The following is a 19555-nucleotide window of genomic DNA, read 5'->3' as shown; positions in this document are numbered from 1 at the left end:
TGTAGCCATCGCTCTTATCAACCTAACCAATAAACAAACAATCTTTTATTTCTTAATATATTTTTCAAACTCTTTTGTTTGAACTCTTGCTTTTAAATCATGTAACAAGTTGTACAAACCAAAAAACGTTCTGTTTATGTACAAAAAGTGTTTTGAACCTCTATTACCATTCATTTTTCTTAATTGAGTATCTTTAGCGAACTCCTCTCCCATTGTTGCAATTTGACCAAAGAAATCATCATCAGAAAAATCGAAGAAGTCTCCGTGAAATGGTTTGGTAAATAAGCTCAATAAGTCATGAAATAATTTTGTAAAATATTTTATTTCTTCTTTAGAATCATCTAATCTTAAAATCTCTAATTCATATAATTTTTCGTTGAACAATTTCGGATTATCAATCACTGCTGGATTTGCTAATTCAAAATAAGGAACATAAAATTCTAAAGGAACATGTTTGATACAACCAAAATCAATTGCAACTAATTTATCGTCTTTATCAATCAAGAAGTTTCCAGGATGTGGATCAGCATGTACTTGTTTTAAATGATGCATTTGATACATATAAAAATCCCAAAGCGCCTGACCTATTTTATCACCTTTAACTCTATCCGTATTGTGAGCTGCAAATTCTGACAAATGTTCTCCGTCAATCCATTCCATTGTCAAAATTTTCTCTGATGACAATTCTGAATAATATTTTGGGAAACGTAAATTTGTAATGTGCTTACACCAATCAGATACTTCTAAACTTTGCTTTAATTCTAAATTATAATCAGTTTCTTCCAATAATTTATCTTCAACTTCTTTGAAATATTTATCAGAATCTTTACCCTTTATGTTAAACATTCTAATCGCGAATGGTTTCACTAAAGCCAAATCAGAACTTATACTATCCGCAACACCTGGGTATTGGATTTTCACAGCAAGATTTTTCCCATCTTTGGTTGCTTTGTGTACCTGACCGATACTCGCAGCATTCATAGCATCTGGCGTAAACGTGTCGTATAAGTTCTCTGGATATTGACCTAAATATTTTTTAAATGTTTTTCTAACTAATGGCGCAGATAAAGGCGGTACCGAAAATTGTGACAACGAAAATTTATCTACATATTGTTGTGGCATAATGCTTTTGTCCATGCTCAACATTTGAGCAACCTTCAAAGCACTTCCTTTTAAATTCTTTAAACCATCATAAATGTCTTCGGCATTGCTTTCATTTAATTTATCACGATTTAAAGATGGATTTACTATTTTTTCACCATAATAAGCAACATAGTTTCCTCCTACTTTAAATCCGGTTTTTACTAATTGACTGGCGCGCTCTATCTTTCCTGTTGGAATTTTATCTAATGTTCTCATACTTGTGCTGAATTTATTTCAGTATTAATTCATTTTTTCTTTCCAAAGGAATTTTCCTAAATCGAATAAACTTTCTAATGGTTTTGTATCTAATAAATCAACCACTGTATTTACAGATTTTTCGATTAAGACATCTGTTTTTTCAAAACCTACAGAAGTATCATCCATCCAAAATTTCAATAAAAATAAGAACTGAATCCATGCTCCTTCTGCAAAAACTGGTTTGGTAATTTTAGAAATTTTATCACTTACCATATTTTCATTCTCATCAATAATACTTACGATAAAATCTTTAAAATGGTTTCTGAATTGTTTTAAACTTTTCAAATTCTTTAGTCCTTCTTTATTTTCTTTTAAAGAAAACATTACATAACTTCTGTTCAAGGATAAAATTTCAAACAAAGTAAAATACAACGTCAAAAGTTTATTTTTATCTGAATAACTTTCAAAAGCTTCATCTTTCTTTATGGAAGCTTCAGCGTTTTCAAAAAATTTAACCCAAATTTCCTGCCTCAATGCATCCAACGAACCAAAGAATTTGTAGAAATCTGCTTCCTCAATTTTGTGCTCTTTACAAAATGAGAATACATTTTTAGGTTCGGCGTTATTGCTTAGAACATAATCCATGTACATAGAAATGATAGCATCATCAGTTACCAATTTCTTTTTGCTTGTTGTTTTCTTAGAAGTTTCCATTTGAAATAAATTTGATTGTAAAATTACTTATTGTTTAACAATTAATGAAATTATCTAAACAAAAAGTTTTGTTAAATGTTGTTCAAAATATTTGAAAATAAAGACACACGAGAAATTATGCAGTATAATTTGGTTTACAATTAAAATTTGATATTGTTACCATTTGTTTGTCAATAACAATAAATTGTTACTATAATTGTTAAAATTGTATTTTTTTTAACAAGTAATCTTCTTTTTAGTATCTTTATGAAAATAATTGTAATAAAAATATTATGAGAAATAATTACTACCACACACACACACACACACACACACAAATTGGGCTTTTACAAAAACGTTTATGATTTTGAGTGTTTTATTTTTATCTGGTTTAATGCATTCACAAACCATTGGAAACAATGTTGCAATTACCTGGGACAATAATGTAGGTTGTCAAATTGTAACAAATACAGGCGATACTCATGACCCCAAAATCTCTGAGGAAATAGAAGAAGGTCAATGTTTAAAAGTTTGTGAATTTAGTACTGTTACCTACAGTTTATATGGAAACCTGATTAATGTGCAAGATGCAGTTTGGTCAATAACAGGAGGAACAGTAAATTCAACTAGTGTTTCAAATACAATTGTGACATGGGATGTTTCAGGTATCGGTGCAGTTCAAGTAGATATTACTTTTAATGACGGAACAACAATAACAAAATCTTTTTGTGTAAATAAAATAAATCCACCTGTAGCACAATTTAACACAATACCAGATATTTTAAATGTTGATACAAGTTTATGTATAAAACAAAATATACAATTTAACAATACTTCTCATCAAAATGGTGGTAGCGAAATTGTTAGTTATTATTGGGATTTTGGTGATAATACATTTAGCAGTGAACAAAATCCAATACATACCTATGATAATTCGGGACCTTACTTGGTTCAGTTAACAGTAACCAATAGCTGTGGATGTTCTTCAAAAGAGAAGCTTGAAATTTATGTCAATGGACCAGGAATAAACATATCATGTCAAAATGTGGAATGTGAAAAGGATACAACTATTTACTCAGTCAATACGAATCAACTCAATGGGTGTAATAACTTTTCATGGTCTGTTGAAGGAGGTCATGAAGGTTCTTTAGGTCATAATCAATCTCAATATGAAGTAATTTGGGACGCGGTGAACTATACTGGCTTTGGAATCATAAATCTAAACTTATTACATTGTGATATTGAATGTCCATCGATTGTTTCTATTAAAGTGCCAATAATTAAAAAAGTAGGAACAATCCTCGGTGAGACAAATCTTTGCGAGAAAAAAAGATACCGTTACAAATTGCCTCAATGGCCAACAACCGATTTTCAATGGACACTAGATGATGGCGGAACTGGAGCAACATTAATTTTAACCGACCAAAGAAATGAAGTAGTAGTTTTAACATCTAACCCTGGATCATTAATCTTAGAATGTATCTATACTAATACATTATTAAAATGTGATGGGAAAGCAGTAATTAAAATGGAGGTTAACAATAGCTTGATTATAAATGGACCAAAAATAGTTTGTCAAGATTCTAATAGTACTTACTATTTGGTAGACAGTTTTGGTAATCCAGTTATTGGTGATTGGACTTTTCAAGGTCCAGGCGGTGTAATTTTTCATCATACTGGAAGTCAATATAATGTACAGTTTGAAACAATTGGCACATTTACTCTTAGCGCATCAGGATATAACTTTTGTTTTAATGAAGATTTTGTTATTAATGTAAAAGAAAAACCAATTGCTCCTGTTGGAATAATTGGAGAATCTGAGGTTTGTACAGCAAGACCTTACACTTTTTCTGTAGATTCACCAGTTTTAGGAACTACTTATCAATGGTTTGTTACTGGTGGTGTTTTTCAAGGTTTGTCATTTGGAACGGAAGTAACTGTAGTTTTTTTTAATAACCAACCAAGTTATAATATCCAAGTTCGTGCAATTGGTGCTGAAAGCCCATTTTGTGTTTCTGATGCTTTTACAAAAACCATTACAAAGATAAATCCTGCAACAACAATAATAGCAGCAAGTAATTCTAATATTGTTTGTGCTAGTTCTTATGAAAATTATTCCACAAGTTACTTAGAAGGAGATACTTATCTTTGGACAGTTGAACCACCAGAAGCGGGAAGTGTTAGTAGTGGCAATGGTACGCCAAATGTAACCGTACTTTGGAATAATTATACAGGTACAGCAGTTCCATTTCTAAAATTGAAAGTTGTAAAGTGTAATTCAAATTTTATAACTGGTTATAATGTGCAAATAATTTTTGCGCCAGAAATTGTGATTCAAGCACCAAGTAATGTTTGTAGAAATACTTCATTTAATCTTAGTGTAACTCATTTAATGCCAAATATTCCTGTAAACTCATTTAGTTCAGTGCGTTGGGATTTTGGTGATGCAACAGTTTATGAAAACACTACATCATTAAATGCTACACATATTTATGTTGATTCAGCAACTTCTCATATAGTTACAGCTACAATTTTTGGTGCAAATGGATGTTTGTCACCAACTACAGCAATATTTAGTATAAATATTTTAGACAATTCAAAACCAACAGTTGCTCCAACAACTATTGATGTTGGCTGTGGTGGTATCAATACTACTCCAGTCGTAGTAACTATTCCGCAACCTGTTACTACTATCGATTATATAGATTGGTACTATGGAAATACTATTGTACATTCTAGCCCAGCTATGTCATATATTCCAACCTCTATTGGAACATATACCGTAGTTGTTCATTACACCAATGGTTGTGCCTCGCAAGAAGCTTATTTTAGTATTGGTCAAAATTGTCCAACTGGGAGTTGTGAACTTGTAGGTAATCCTGTTATAAGCAGTATGAGTGCCGCTTTGACCTCGTGCTATACTGGTGCTGCAAATGTAAGTTATACACCAACACCTATAAGCTCTGGTTGGACTTATAATGGTCCTAATAACGCTACTATTACAAGTCAAACCGCAAATAATTGTACGTTAGATTTTGTGCATGCAGGAATTTACAGAGTAATATTTAGTGCAGAATACCCTGCCGTTGGCGGTGGTACTTGCTTTGTAACTAAAAGTAAATTAATTACTGTTCCTTATGTACCCAAAATTAGATATAATGTTGAATGTAACGGTACTAATTATGCAGTTTCTTTAATTAGTGATTCTGAGATTGAAGTAGCACCGCAACTTATTGAATATTATATCGATGGAACATGGTTTAATGCAGGAACAGCAACAACTTATTTAGCAAATTTAGCACCAGGAAACCACACTATTGGTATTCGTTTGAGCCATAATAGTTATTTTACATGCGACACTACGCAAACCATAAATTTACAACCGCTACCAAACCCAACTTTTACTGTAGCAACTACTACTTGCCAAGGTAACGAAATACAATTTATACCCAATGATACAACACCAGGCAACCAATATCTTTGGAGCTTTGGTGATACATCATTTAATTTTCAATCTAACCCATATAAAGTATATGAAAATCCAAGTAATCCTCTCTATAGTGTAACTTTAACTATTACTAGTGTTTTAGGTTGTACGGCAACTACCACAGTGCCTATTTTAATCGATGTTAAAAAAAATAATTTGAATGGAACAGTAAGTACCAATCAATCTAACATAAATGTATGTCAAGGAACTAATGTTATATTTGAATACACAATGGGACAAGACACAGACCAACCCAACCATTATTATTGGTACAATGGTGAGGATGAATTGGTATTTGATGCAACATCACCACAATTTTTACCAACTGTTTCGGGTTATTATTGGGTCATGGTTACCGATGTAAATGGTTGTTTTACCAATATCACTAGTGGTCAATCGGTAGTATTTATAAAACCGCCAACACCTATTATCAAAGCTCCAAGTTATGTATGTGTTAACAACACGGTCAAACTCGATGGTTATGTGGGATTTTCACCTCCAGTAACTTACAGTTGGTCTGTAAATGGTAATTCGTTTAGTAATTTACCTGTTGTTGAATATCCTTTTTTTACTACTGGCACTTACGTTTTTAGTTTAACCACCAGTATATCTAATGGTTCTGGAGGTTTTTGTTCAGCCACAACACAGCACACTATAACCGTTTTAGATGTACCACTACAACCAACAATTACTATAGATACCACTAGTCCAGATTTTAGTTGCAATTCATATACAATCCCACTTGTGGCAACTGCTAGTGAGCAAGGTTTCTTTTCTTGGAGCAATGGAATGACAGGCGACACCATTTATGTAAATCAAGGTGGTGCTTATCAAGTAACTTTTACCAATTTAGCAGGTTGTACTTCAACTGCTGAACTATATGTACCAAAAGCACCATCTATGTTTATGTGGATTGTACCACATGGTTGTTATAATTTGTGCAATTCACCCAATTTAAGTTCCTTAATAGGTCCAATGTTACCAATGACGGAGTGGAATTGGCAAATAGATGATCAAATAGTTCTTGAAGGAACTAACAGTCAAGTATCAGAATTAGTTGTAGATGACTCTGGTACCTATGCACTATCATTTAATACAGGTTTATGCAGTGAAACTAGTGATGCCTTTAGTATAGATTTAGGTGAGTGTGATGAATGTAATCTTGAGGTGGCTTTAATAGCAATGACTATTTTACCCGGAGAATTTGATGGAACATGTAAATATAAATTTGAGATTACTATTAACAACCCAACTAATTTATTTTTACCCACAACAATAAGCGTTCCAGCTGCTGGTGGAAGTCTTTCGCCATCAACATTCACGATTCAACCCGGTTCAGCTAATTATACCTTTATTTTTACGCCTCCTCTCGGTTTTATCATTGGTAATTATTCGGTCGTATTAACATCACAATTGGGTGAATTGTTTTGTAATACCAACTTTGATGTTAACTTTTTTAGTTGTGTTGCCGAGTCTCCTAATCCAAGAACTACAAACAATTTTATTAGTTCAACCATCATTCTAAAAGCTATTCCTAACCCAATTGGCGATAAAACTGTTGTTTATTATGATTTTGGCAGTACACCTTACGAATCAAAAACAATAGAATTGTATGATGTTTTAGGAAGATTGATTTACTCGCAATCTATAAAGGATTCGCGAGGAGAAGTAGCTCTTGATAGTAGTAGTTTTAGTGCTGGTTATTTTATTATGGTCATGAAAGGCAACCAAGAACCGTTGGCACAGATAAAAATCAATAAAAACTAAAAGATATGAAAAAGATAATTACACTTTTAGTGCTTTTGATTTTAAACGGAGCAGAAGCACAATCATGGCAATGGGGAAAACGATTGGGTAGTGATGATAGTGTTCCCATAACAGGTGAATTTATTGTATCACTGCAAATTGACAGCAACAGAAACACCTATGTTTTGGCTAAAGTTGCTACTACCAACATTGATGTAAATGGCACTTCCTTACCCAGCTATGGTGGTGATAACGATTTTGTTTTAACCAGTTTTAGTTGTGATGGTACTTACAGGTGGGCAACAGTAATAGGTGGTTATGGTGCTGATGATTGCTTAGATATGCGAATTGATGGTAATGGTGATGTATATGTTTTAATCTCACCTGTTTACGGAGGTCAGTTTGACGAAGTTTTTCATTTTGATGCAACTACGATAATTCCTTATAGTTTTGAAAATAGAAAAAAGTTATATTTAGCAAAATATAATGGATTAACAGGAAATGTAATTTGGTACCAATCTCCACAACCGGATGGTTGGACGGAGCAACAATATAATAGTGGGTTGAAAGCTTTACACGTAGATGCTGATGGCACCAGTTATATGTTATGTGTAGTTAAACCGGGCGTTTATGGTGGAATTTACACATCTACCCAATCTCCAACGAGTTATGTAATATTCAAATATAGTTCTGGTGGAGTTGTCTTACAAGCAATACCAATTGTTATGGATGTGACATCAAATAATTCAAGAGGAAGAGAAATTACATTACGAAAAGGTAGTAATAATCAGTTATACATAAGCGGACACATAACTAATAGCACTTATCCACTTTCATTTAATGGTCAACTTATAACTGGAATAATTTATGTTGCAGCATTTTCTGATACTGGTCAGTTTTTATGGGTAAAATCAACTGATAGTAAAACTCTTGGCGGCAGAGTGCCAGACTTTTGTATTGATAATCAAGATAATATTTATATCACCGGAAGTGCTGGTGGTGGACAAACTTTTTTAGGTTATTCTATTAATGGTAATAATGGCGTAACAGGTCGTCCTTATTGTTTTAAATTAAATAGTAATGGCGATTTACTTTGGGGTTCTCACGCAACAGAAGTTGGTGGTCAAACACCTTCAAATGGAATTACGTTCAGCGATAATGAAGTGGTTGTAGCTCCTACAATTTTTAGTGGTATCACATGGGGTTCAATGAATTTTCCTTTAGTAATGAATAATGGTAGTGATGCCGGCATTTTAAGGTTAAACAAAGCTACAGGATCTGTTTTGGGTTATAGTATTCCGCAAGTTACTAATGGTATTAGTGAAAGTGGTAGTTATGTAGTTGCTGATAGTAGCAATAATTATTATTTATCAGGTACTTTTACCGGTAATTACACCATTAATGGTAACACATTAGTCAATGATGGTTCTGGTGTAGACATGTTTATTGCAAAATATGGTGCTGCAACTTGCAATTTAGATACACCTGAAAATAATACTCAAAGCACCGTTCTATATCCAAATCCTGCTCAAGGAAAAGTCAATGTATCTGTTACATCAAAAACGAAATATACCATTTTTAATGTTTTAGGTAGTAAAGTCAGTGACGGTGTAATTGATGAAGTCAACAATGAGATAAATACGCAATCACTAGCAATAGGAAACTATACCTTTTTTCTTCAAAAAGACGATGGAACATCACAAACCATAAAGTTTATGAAACGATAGAAAAAACTTTCTGAAATTGAAAATGCCCCAAAAGTTAAACACTATTTGGGGCATTTTTTTTCAAAAAAAACTCTAAAATTTAGTTTCCTGCTTGTTTTTTTGCGTCTTCAACCATTTTTTCATTTGCTGTAATTGCAAACTCAACTCTACGGTTTTGTGAACGACCTTCTGGAGTATCGTTAGTTGCAATAGGATCAGCAATTCCCATTCCGACCATTTTAAATCTTGACATATTTAAACCTTTAGATTCTAAATATTTTTCTACAGAAATTGCTCTCTGTTCAGATAATGTCAAGTTATATTCTGGTTTACCTGTAATATCAGTATATCCATAAATAACGATATCTGTATCAGCATAACTTTGAAAAACTGGAACTAATTTGTCTAAATTTGCTTTAGCTGCAGCAGTCAATGTAGATTTATTAGTGTCAAAGCGTACAGAATTTTCACCTAAAACCAATCTGATTCCTTCTCCTACTCTCTCAACTTGAGCTCCAGGCAAAGCTGTTTGAATTTCTCTAGCTTGTTTATCCATTTTATTTCCAATAACGCCACCTGCAACACCACCAATTACTCCACCAAGAACAGCACCAATTGCACCATTACCACCTTTTCCGATGTTATTTCCTAAAACTGCTCCAAGAACACCTCCAGCTACAGCACCAATAGCAGCACCACGTTGTGTTTTGTTTGTGTTTTTAACCGACTCACAACTTGTAAAAAGTGAACCAATACTTAAAACTCCTATCAATAAATAAATTGTAATCTTTTTCATTTTCTTATATTTTAATTATTTAATTTTTCTGAAACTGATATACCACATCAATAGATTTTCCACCAACATTAGCTTTATCTATTAACTGAAATGATGTTTCTGTTTGATTAGCTACAGTTAAAATGTAACCTTCAGCAACTTTTTTTGCTTTAGTTTCGTTTATAATTTTCATGACAAAATTTCCATTATCATTGATAAACCAAGTTATTGGCGAAGTGAAACTAGTACAACTAGAATTATTCAGAGCCATTTCACCTTTATTGTTATTTGAAATAAATTTCCAAGTACTTCCAACAAAACATTTAGAATCTGCAATATCAAATGAAGTAACCTTGATATAATCTGAACCTGGATAAGTAACAGAACTTATTGTCCAAGTTCCTTTTACTAAAACTTGAGAACTTTTATCAAGTCTTGTATTTGTTACATTTTGCTTTGGTTTACAACCAATTACAAAAGAAACCAATAGTAATAGAAGAATACCTTTTTTCATATTTTTTTTAAATTTAGTTTAATGTACAAAGGTAATTATAAATCAATTGGAAAATTTACATGATTTCAAAAATAACTTATAGAATTACTTCTACGTCATTTTGTCAGATTAAAGCCTTTGGTACTGAATTTGAATAGTAATAAAGCATAAATTGTTTAACTTAAAAGTTCAAAATATGTCAACAGGAAAAATTAATGTTTCAGTAGAAAACATTTTCCCTTTAATCAAGAAATTTCTTTACAATGACCACGAAATTTTTCTTCGTGAATTGGTTTCAAATGCTACAGATGCAACTTTAAAATTAAAACATTTAACTAGTATTGGTGAGGCTAAAGTAGAATATGGCAATCCGATTATCGAAGTAAAAATCGATAAAGAAGCCAAAAAACTTCACATCATCGACCAAGGTTTAGGAATGACTGCCGACGAAGTTGAAAAATACATCAATCAAGTGGCTTTTTCTGGTGCTGAAGAATTTCTTGAAAAATATAAAGATTCTGCCAAAGATTCAGGAATTATTGGTCATTTTGGTTTAGGATTTTATTCGGCATTTATGGTTGCTGAAAAAGTTGAAATCATTACTAAATCATTTAAAGATGAACCTGCTGCACATTGGACATGCGATGGAAGTCCAGAATTTACTCTTGAAGCATCAGACAAAACGTCTCGTGGAACAGAAATTATTCTTCACATTGCCGAAGATTCTCTAGAATTTTTAGAACAATATAAAATCAGAGAATTACTTACAAAATATAACAAGTTCATGCCTATTCCAATTAAATTTGGAACACGCAAAGAAACTTTACCAAAGCCAGAAGATGCTGCAGAAGATTTTGTTGCAGAAACTATTGAAGTAGACAATATCATCAATAATCCAACTCCAGCTTGGACAAAATTACCAACAGATTTAACGGATGAAGATTACAAAAGCTTTTACCACGAATTGTATCCAATGCAATTTGAAGAACCTTTATTCAATATTCATTTGAATGTGGATTATCCTTTTAATTTGACTGGTATTTTGTATTTCCCAAAACTGTCTAACGACATGCAAATGCAAAAAGACAGAATTCAAATGTATCAAAATCAGGTTTTTGTAACCGATAATGTTGAAGGAATTGTTCCGGAATTTTTAGGAATGTTGAAAGGTGTAATTGATTCCCCAGATATTCCTTTGAATGTTTCGCGTTCTGGATTACAAGCAGATAGTAACGTAAAGAAAATATCGAATTATATCACAAGAAAAGTTGCTGATAAACTAAAAGGTTTATTCAATGAAAATCGTGAAGACTTCGAGAAAAAATGGAATGACATCAAAATCGTTTTAGAATACGGAATGTTATCGGAACCAAAATTCTACGAAAAAGCAGGCGATTTTGTTTTGTATCCTTCAGTTGATGATAAATATTATACTTTATCAGAATTGAAAGAAGCCATTACTGCAAATCAAACTGACAAAAACGGAAAATTAGTAGTTTTATATGCTTCTAATAAAGATACGCAACATGGTTATGTTGAAATTGCAAAAGAAAAAGGATATGAAGTTTTATTTTTAGATTCTCCAATTGTTTCGCATTTGATTCAAAAATTAGAGTCTGATAACGAAAACCTAACTTTTGTTCGTGTTGATTCTGACCATATTGACAAATTGATTCAAAAAGAAGAAACTCAAATTTCTAAATTATCGGAAGATGAGGCTACAAATTTGAAAACAGTTTTAGAAGAAATTGTTCCAAAAACTAACTATTCTGTTCAATTAGAACCAATGGATAGTTCGGCTGCACCATTCATGATTACACAACCAGAATTCATGAGAAGAATGAAAGAAATGAGTCAAACTGGCGGTGGCGGAATGTTCGGAATGGGTAATTTCCCAGAAATGTATAATTTGGTTGTAAATACCAATTCTGAATTAGCAACAACCATTTTAAATACCTCTGACAAATCGGCTCAAGAAAGTTTAGTAAAACAAGCATTAGATTTAGCCAAAATCTCACAAGGATTATTAAAAGGTGAAGAATTAACAGCTTTTGTGAAAAGAAGTTTTGAGTTGATTAAATAAGTATTAAGACGAAAGTATTAAGAATTAAGATTAACCTGTGAGTGAAAACTTGCAGGTTTTTTTTTGTAGATTTGGTTATTAAAATCTTTTCAAGGTGAAAATCATATTTCATATTGTTCTGTTCATTTTTATAAACTTCACTATTGCTCAAAACAATAATGAACAAGAGCTTTTGAAAAAATATAGTAGCTATGAATTAATTAAAAATCCAAAATCAAAATATGGGTGTTGGACTTATAAATTTAAATTAGATAATGGAAAGATTATAACTCAAGAAAATTTTGAAAGAAAAACTCTGGCTTACAAGTCAAAATTCACTTATGATACCATTAATAATATCAAATATGAAATTAAACTTTATGATAGAAATGATGGTCATAAAATTGACACAGTTACTATTGAACAAAAAATATATAATAATAAAAAAGAATTAATTCAACTTTTGCATAAAGGCGAATCTTTTATAAGATACAGTAATCATGATTTAAATGGTTTTCCGCAGTTAGAAGAATATGAAAATCATTTAATTTATGACAAAAGAGAATTCAAATATGATTCAAAAAACAATATCATTGTAGAGAAAATTTATTCAAAATATTTTGACGAAATCAATAATAAAGAATCAGATTCTACTCAAATTGAAACTATTACTTACGAATACAACATAAATAATGATATAATAAGTTTAAATAGACATTTCAAATATCCAGTTAAATTTCCAATTATTTATGGTGGTGGATGGTCTCATTATGAAAACGAAAAATTTCGCTATGAGTATAACAATAGTGGATTATGGACGAAAAAGTATTGGATAATAAATGAAAGAGAAATATTAATTGAAAAAAGAAAGTTTTATCATTAACTTGTAATTTCTTTTAATTAAACATTAAAATATAAATTTAAAAAAAATTCATGAAAAAAAACACAATACTTCTGTTTGTATATTTATTAATAATAAGTTGCAGTAATAACAACGAACCAATAATAAGCTGCAAACTGACTAAAGTCAATACTAATACCTTAATTTATGATGATATATCGCCAATTTCGTATAGTAATACTTTCTCAGGCAACATAATTTTGAATTATGAAGATAATAAAGTTTCAAGAGTTTACGGTGCTTTTCTTAACTATCCTAATGGTTCATCACTTACAAATTGGGTGCTTAATGACAATACGTATGATGAAATGACTTATAATGGGAATATAGTTACTGTAAATCACTCTGCAAATACAAATTCTAAACCATATATAAAAGAATTTAGTATATCAGATAATGGTCAGCTAATTAGTAAAAAAATAACCAATCTATATCCTATATTGAGTTCTCCCATAATTTTTTCATATGAATATATTGGAGAAACAATAATTGAAAAACATAATGGTGTCATACTTAGGACATTTTATTTTTCCAATGGTAATTTACAAAGAATTGAGCAAATTTTGACTAATTTTAGTGGTCAAATCTCAGGGAAAAATGAATATACCTTTGAAAACTATGACAATACTCCTAATCTTTTAAAAGGAATGTATTATGTAAATGGCGCTTTTTTTAAAGCATTTTCGAACAATAATTTTCAAAAATATTCTTATCATAGTTATAATTATGTAAATAATGAATTTGTGTCTAATGGTAACTTTTATTCTATAAACTTCACATTAACATATAACACAGAAAATATTGCGAAAATTTTCGAACAAACTTGTAATTAATTATGAACTTATCCATAGAAACTCCAGCATTATTATTTTCTGCAACTTCATTAATACTTTTGGCTTACACCAATCGATTTTTAACCATTGCACAAATCGTTCGAGGCTTGAAGAAAACCTACGATGAAAAAGAGAACAAAAGCATTTTGATAGAAATCAAAAACCTCAACTTGCGATTGACATTAATTCGATACATGCAACTTTTTGGTGTGCTGAGTTTGTTTCTTTCCGTATTCGGAATGTTAGTTTTGTTTATGGAATGGAAGGTTGTTGGTATTTATATTTTTGGTGCAAGCTTGCTTAGTTTACTTATTTCACTTGGCATATCCTTTTGGGAAATTAGTATTTCTGTCAAAGCTTTACGTGTCCACTTAAGCGATTTAATTGATGATGAAATTGCAAAAGATTAATTATCAAAACGTTATTTTTAATTATATCTCCTTAAAATCCCTATTTGTAGGGATTTTTTTTATAATTTAATACCAGAATTTTGAACTATTAAACCCTTAAAACTAAAAAATATGAGAATTTACGAAACTTGTGGTGAAATAAACTTAGAAAACAAAACAATGAAAGCTTATACTTTTCTACCAGATTTAGAAGACATGGATTATAAATTTGAAAGATATTTCAATATTTCTAATGATAATGAATATGGAGTTTTTGGTGTTTTAACAGCAAAAGGTGACGATTATGATTTACGTGTACATTCAACAGGTAAAAGAACATTAGTTTCACAACCAATTGATTTAGAGTTTATAAATTCCAATTTTGCTACAAGAACTTTTGAAGATATTGATGAAGATAGTCGCATTTACTTTTTTTGTTTTCACGATGATAATTTTGACATGAAATTGTTAAGTGAAATTAAAGATGGAGAAATTAGCCTTGAAGAGTTTTTGGCATACCTAAGAGCTCAAGCATACAATGAAGAAAAATTCCCAAAATTAAATTTTGTACAACCAAAAGTAGGAAATGGTGGAATTCTAACAGTTGATGGTTCTTGCTAAATGACATTAAAAAAAATCAAAATATTTTTTATAAAAGCAACACTTTTGTTTAGTGTTGCTTTTACTTATTCGCAATCAAACGCTTTAAAAAAACTTGAATTACAAATAAAAAATCAGGATTTTGAACAAGCAAAAATTATTAATGAAAAGATAAATACAAAAAAGTTCAATGCATTTGAACTAGCACAATACAACTATTTATTAGCCATTATAAACGTTCAAGAAAACAAAGACGACTTGGCTTTCAATCACTACATTGAGTCAAAAAAACTATTTAAATCAATTGATAGTGTTGATAAAGTTGCTAAAATTAACATTGAAATTGTTTCGCTTTTATTAGCAATTAATAGAAATAAAGTTGATTATAAAAAGTTTTTAAAAGAGTATAATGACTATGCTGAACAGAAAAAAGATCCGAAAATATTAACGGAGTTTTATATTCAAATTGGAAAGTCATTTTATGATACCATTCCAAAAACGGCATTAGATTATTTCAAAAAAGCAGAAAAAGAGAATCTAAAAACAAATGATGAAATTACACAGGTCAGAATTCTTCAAAACATAGGAGCTACTTTTTCACATGACAGAATAAACAAAATTGATTCTGCTCTTTACTCCTATCAAAAAGCTTTAAAAATTTTAAGAAAAAATCAAAAGAATAGTAATCAACAAAAAATTACAGGATTTTTCTTCAACATTTATACAAACACAGGACTAGCATATAGTAAAAAAAAGGATTTTGAAAAGGCACTTTATTATTTTAACAAAGCAGATTCTATTCCGCTGAAAGATTATTTAAATAAAAATAAAGAAATTTTATATGGCTACTTATCCGATTTATATAAAGAAAAAGGAGACTACATAAAATGTATTGAATACATCGAAAAACAAAAAGTTCTAACTAATACATTGAATGAAAATGAGCAAAAAATTGCTATTACAGAAATTGATACAAAGTACAAAACTGAAGAAACAAAACTTCAAAATCTAACCCTAAAAAACAAGCTTAAAACCAACAAAGTAATACAATTTATAGGGCTAATTTTGCTGTTAACAATCACAACAATAGGAGTTCTAGCTTACAAAAACGTTTCAAAAAAGAAAACCATTGCCGAGCAAGAAAAACTTATCCAAACGCAAAAACTTGAAACCTCACTTAAAGAACAAGAGCTACATGAAATTGACATAATGCTTGAGAGTCAGGAAAAAGAACGCCAAAGAATAGCAAATGAATTACATGATAATCTAGGTAGTTTATTAGCAACTTTAAAGTTTAATTTTCAAAACCTTAAACGCCAAAAAGAAGTTGTGGAAGACAAAGAAAATCAATTGTTTGAAAAAACTGATTCACTTATTGATGAAGCTTATCAGGAAGTAAGAAATATTTCACACCTAAAAAACCTTGGAGTTATTGGAAGTCATGGTTTGGAAATTGCCGTAAAAAAAATGGCAGAAAAAATGAGTATTCTTAAAAAGTTGACCATAAACGTAATTCCATTCGGATTAAACGAAAGATTGGAAAATCAAAAGGAAATAACAATTTTTAGAATGATTCAAGAATTGTGCACCAATATCATCAAACATTCTCATGCCACAGAAGTTAATATTTATCTTACACAGCATAATAAAACCGATATCAATATTATTATTGAAGATAATGGGAAAGGATTTGATATTAAAAAAATTGCTACAAAAGACGGAATTGGTCTTAAAAGTATAGAAAAAAAAGTGGAACAAATGGAAGGAACTTTCACCATAGATTCAGTAATAAATAAAGGAACAACCATAATTATAGACCTACCAATATGATAACATTAGTAATTGCAGAAGATCATCAAGCTCTAATTGATGGCATCCGTTCTTTTTTGGAATATGAAGAAGATATTACCGTTTTGGGTGAAGCAAATGATGGTGAAATGTTAATCGATTTGGTTAGAAAAAAGCAACCACAAATTGTTTTAACCGATATAAGAATGCCCAAATGCGATGGAATTTGTGCTACAAAAACAATAAAGAAAGAGTTTCCAAATACCAAGATAATTGCTTTTAGCATGTTTGACCAAGCAGAAGCTATTCATCAAATGAAAGATGCTGGAGTTTCTGGTTATATTATGAAAAACTCTTCCCTTAAAAAAGTTCTAGAAGCCATAAGAATTGTTGCTAAAAATGGAGACTATTTTGATGATTCCATAACAACTACAGATATAACAAGCAAAGAAGAGATTGTATTAAGTTCTCGAGAAAAAGAAATACTAAGACTTATTGGTGAAGGCAAAACTTCTCAAGAAATTGCTGATATTCTATTCATTGGTAAAAGCACTGTTGACACGCACAGAAAAAATATTCTGAAGAAAATGAACATTCAGGGAAAAACGGATTTAATAAGATTTGCCGTTGAAAGAAAATATGATTTTTAGGAAATAATCTTCCATTCAAAAATTAAAAATAGCATTTCATAAACTAAAAAGGCTGTTTCATAAAAAAAATAAATATCTCTCAATTTTTGACTTACCTTACAAAGAAATAAAACTAAAAAATGATAACTTTCACTAAAGACGATTTATTTTATTCAGATTATGAATGGTCGTCCTATATGCCTTCTGATTCTAAAATTTCTGGTAAAATAGATGAAACCCGATTTAATAAAAATCAAGGTATGGAAGTTTTGTATCTTATTAACAAACTAGTCGATTTGTGGGATTTTAGCAAAATTGAAAGTTGTATTAAAATTGAACGCTGCATTAGAGAAAAACTACCTCCTAAAATAACCAAACAAGAAGAAGTAGCAACATGGGTTCAGTTAAATTGGAAAACTATTGAATTCAAAAAAAAATAAAAAAAATTAAACCTTTTATTAATTTCATAGTCTTATGCATAAACTTATTTGATTATGAAAAAAATAACCACACTTTTACTTATCCTTCTTGCAACATCTGTAGGATTTAGTCAAGAAGACGAAAGACCAGATAATACTGGCGACAACTTCAGCTTAGAAGGTGCTTTGGCATTATTCAAAAAATCAAACTCTTTAGAAGAATTTGAAAAATTACTCAACGAAGAAAATAACAATGTAAATAACCTTGATCTAAATGATGATAATGATATTGATTACATTATGGTGGACGACATTCGTGAAGGTGATACACATGCAATCGTTTTGAGTACTTATGTAAACGATAAAGAAAAACAAGACATCGCCATAATTGGAATTGAAAAAACTGGAAATGAAAGTGCAACGCTTCAAATTGAAGGTGATGCTGATTTATATGCAGAAAATACTTTCGTAGAGCCAAATGAAGTTGTAGAATCTTCAACTGGTGGAAAAGGTGGACCAAGTGTTAGCGAATTATACACTAAACAAGTAATTATAAATGTTTGGTTTTGGCCAAGTGTAAGATTTCTTTACGCTCCAACCTATGTAGTATGGCATTCTCCATGGAGATGGGGTTTTTATCCAAAATGGTGGAGACCTTGGCGTCCTTATAAATATCATGTTTTTTACAACAGATGTGCTCCTCATAGAGTTCACTATCATCGCGTTCCTACAAGAAGAGTTGTTGTAGCTCACAAAATATATGCACCAAGAAGAAATCATTCAACTGTAGTCGTTCATAATAATAGAAGAACAACTGTAGTGAAAAGCAATAATCGTAAAACAACCGTTGTAACAAAAAATAAAAGAGGAGAGGTAAAAGCTGTAAGAGTTAAAAAATCAAATCCAAACAGAGTTAGAACTTCTGGAGGAAGAAGATAAAAGTTAGTTAGTTTGATAAATGTTTGAATTAATCTCATGATTTTTTTTCATGGGATTTTTTTATTCAATTATCCAAAGTAAAACTGGCTTTTTTGTTTGCTTCAATTTAGCATCTAATTTCCTCATAAATGCATCTGAAACTGCAGGACAACCCCAACTTAAAGGTGAAACTTTAGGATATATTTCTTCATTTGAAACTGCATTCCAAGAATGTAAAACCACTACTCTTTTCACTGCATTTTCATTGGTTTTTTCTAATCCATGCAACCAATATTTTACATTTATTCCCCAAGAACTATAATCTCTCTTTCCAATTTTATACTTTCCTTTCATGGAACAATGACTATCGGTTTTATTACTAAATTTAGCCTTTTCCCATTTATCTGGATTTTCTTCAAATTGATCGCAACTTCCATGCGTTACCAAGCTCTTATCAGAAATTTTATTTTCCTTGAAATCATAAACAAAAAATCGATTCTTTCCAGGATGAATACTTAAATCCAAAAGAAAATAGTACTCTTCATTAAATCCGTTCTTCTTACAATATTCTAAGGCTTCTGAATTATTCGATTTATAATCTTTTGTTGGAGTTTCAACTTTTGCATTGTTACAACAGATAAAACCTAAACATAGAATAAGGAAAATGTTTTTCATGAAGAAGATAATTTAATTCTTATTCTCAACGTTAAAATTTGAATTATATTTAAACCTTTTGTGTTAAATAAAGTCTAAATTTATATTTCAATTTTTTGAT

At 30.6% G+C, this 19555-nt stretch carries 16 protein-coding genes; 11 read left to right on the top strand and 5 right to left on the bottom strand.

Annotated elements, in window-relative coordinates; all coding sequences use genetic code 11:
• Window positions 1-45: 45 nt before the first annotated feature.
• Window positions 46-1359, bottom strand: coding sequence for an ABC1 kinase family protein (locus tag ACYU7A_RS08725; protein WP_460575807.1), 1314 nt, complete (start codon window positions 1357-1359; stop codon window positions 46-48).
• A gap of 24 nt (window positions 1360-1383) precedes the next feature.
• On the bottom strand, window positions 1384-2055 hold the full coding sequence (locus ACYU7A_RS08720) for a TetR family transcriptional regulator C-terminal domain-containing protein (protein WP_460575805.1): 672 nt from the start codon (window positions 2053-2055) through the stop codon (window positions 1384-1386).
• Window positions 2056-2401: 346 nt separating this feature from the next.
• On the opposite strand from ACYU7A_RS08720, the gene ACYU7A_RS08715 reads away from it, so the two are divergent.
• Both ACYU7A_RS08715 and ACYU7A_RS08710 read left to right on the top strand, forming a co-directional pair.
• Window positions 2402-7288, top strand: a complete 4887-nt coding sequence (locus ACYU7A_RS08715) for a PKD domain-containing protein (RefSeq protein ID WP_460575803.1) — start codon at window positions 2402-2404, stop codon at window positions 7286-7288.
• Window positions 7289-7293: 5 nt separating this feature from the next.
• A complete protein-coding gene (locus tag ACYU7A_RS08710) occupies window positions 7294-8994 on the top strand; it encodes a T9SS type A sorting domain-containing protein (RefSeq protein WP_460575801.1) in 1701 nt (566 codons plus the stop codon).
• A 79-nt stretch (window positions 8995-9073) separates the two neighbouring features.
• Here the strand turns inward: ACYU7A_RS08710 and ACYU7A_RS08705 are convergent, their stop codons facing one another.
• Complete coding sequence (locus tag ACYU7A_RS08705; protein WP_396144121.1) at window positions 9074-9769, bottom strand: OmpA family protein; 696 nt, start codon at window positions 9767-9769, stop codon at window positions 9074-9076.
• A 19-nt stretch (window positions 9770-9788) separates the two neighbouring features.
• Entirely contained in the window at window positions 9789-10262 is a 474-nt protein-coding gene (locus ACYU7A_RS08700; protein ID WP_460575799.1) for a lipocalin family protein, read from the bottom strand.
• A 175-nt stretch (window positions 10263-10437) separates the two neighbouring features.
• Between ACYU7A_RS08700 and htpG the strand changes: the two genes are divergently transcribed.
• From htpG to ACYU7A_RS08655, 9 genes are all read left to right on the top strand, one after another.
• Entirely contained in the window at window positions 10438-12324 is a 1887-nt protein-coding gene (htpG, locus tag ACYU7A_RS08695; RefSeq protein WP_460575797.1) for a molecular chaperone HtpG, read from the top strand.
• A gap of 94 nt (window positions 12325-12418) precedes the next feature.
• Window positions 12419-13186 (top strand): hypothetical protein, encoded by a 768-nt coding sequence (locus tag ACYU7A_RS08690; protein ID WP_460575795.1) that lies wholly within the window; start codon window positions 12419-12421, stop codon window positions 13184-13186.
• 50 nt (window positions 13187-13236) lie between these two features.
• Window positions 13237-14037, top strand: a complete 801-nt coding sequence (locus ACYU7A_RS08685; protein ID WP_460575793.1) for a hypothetical protein — start codon at window positions 13237-13239, stop codon at window positions 14035-14037.
• A gap of 2 nt (window positions 14038-14039) precedes the next feature.
• The gene (locus ACYU7A_RS08680; RefSeq protein WP_460575791.1) at window positions 14040-14447 is read left to right on the top strand and encodes a DUF2721 domain-containing protein; all 408 of its coding nucleotides are present in this window, start codon (window positions 14040-14042) and stop codon (window positions 14445-14447) included.
• A 111-nt stretch (window positions 14448-14558) separates the two neighbouring features.
• Complete coding sequence (locus ACYU7A_RS08675; protein WP_460575789.1) at window positions 14559-15047, top strand: hypothetical protein; 489 nt, start codon at window positions 14559-14561, stop codon at window positions 15045-15047.
• Window positions 15048-16856 (top strand): tetratricopeptide repeat-containing sensor histidine kinase, encoded by a 1809-nt coding sequence (locus tag ACYU7A_RS08670; protein ID WP_460575787.1) that lies wholly within the window; start codon window positions 15048-15050, stop codon window positions 16854-16856.
• The gene (locus ACYU7A_RS08665; RefSeq protein WP_460575785.1) at window positions 16853-17464 is read left to right on the top strand and encodes a response regulator transcription factor; all 612 of its coding nucleotides are present in this window, start codon (window positions 16853-16855) and stop codon (window positions 17462-17464) included. The genes ACYU7A_RS08670 and ACYU7A_RS08665 overlap by 4 nt, the downstream gene beginning before the upstream one ends.
• A gap of 119 nt (window positions 17465-17583) precedes the next feature.
• A complete protein-coding gene (locus tag ACYU7A_RS08660; protein WP_460575783.1) occupies window positions 17584-17883 on the top strand; it encodes a hypothetical protein in 300 nt (99 codons plus the stop codon).
• Window positions 17884-17937: 54 nt separating this feature from the next.
• Window positions 17938-18801, top strand: a complete 864-nt coding sequence (locus ACYU7A_RS08655) for a hypothetical protein (RefSeq protein ID WP_460575781.1) — start codon at window positions 17938-17940, stop codon at window positions 18799-18801.
• A 60-nt stretch (window positions 18802-18861) separates the two neighbouring features.
• Here ACYU7A_RS08655 and ACYU7A_RS08650 read toward each other — a convergent pair whose 3' ends face one another.
• Complete coding sequence (locus ACYU7A_RS08650; RefSeq protein WP_460575779.1) at window positions 18862-19455, bottom strand: murein L,D-transpeptidase catalytic domain-containing protein; 594 nt, start codon at window positions 19453-19455, stop codon at window positions 18862-18864.
• Window positions 19456-19555 lie beyond the last annotated feature (100 nt).

This window comes from Flavobacterium koreense (assembly GCF_054776075.1).
The sequence above is the reverse complement of the archived record's forward strand: the minus strand, read 5'-3'. Positions and strand labels throughout refer to the sequence as shown.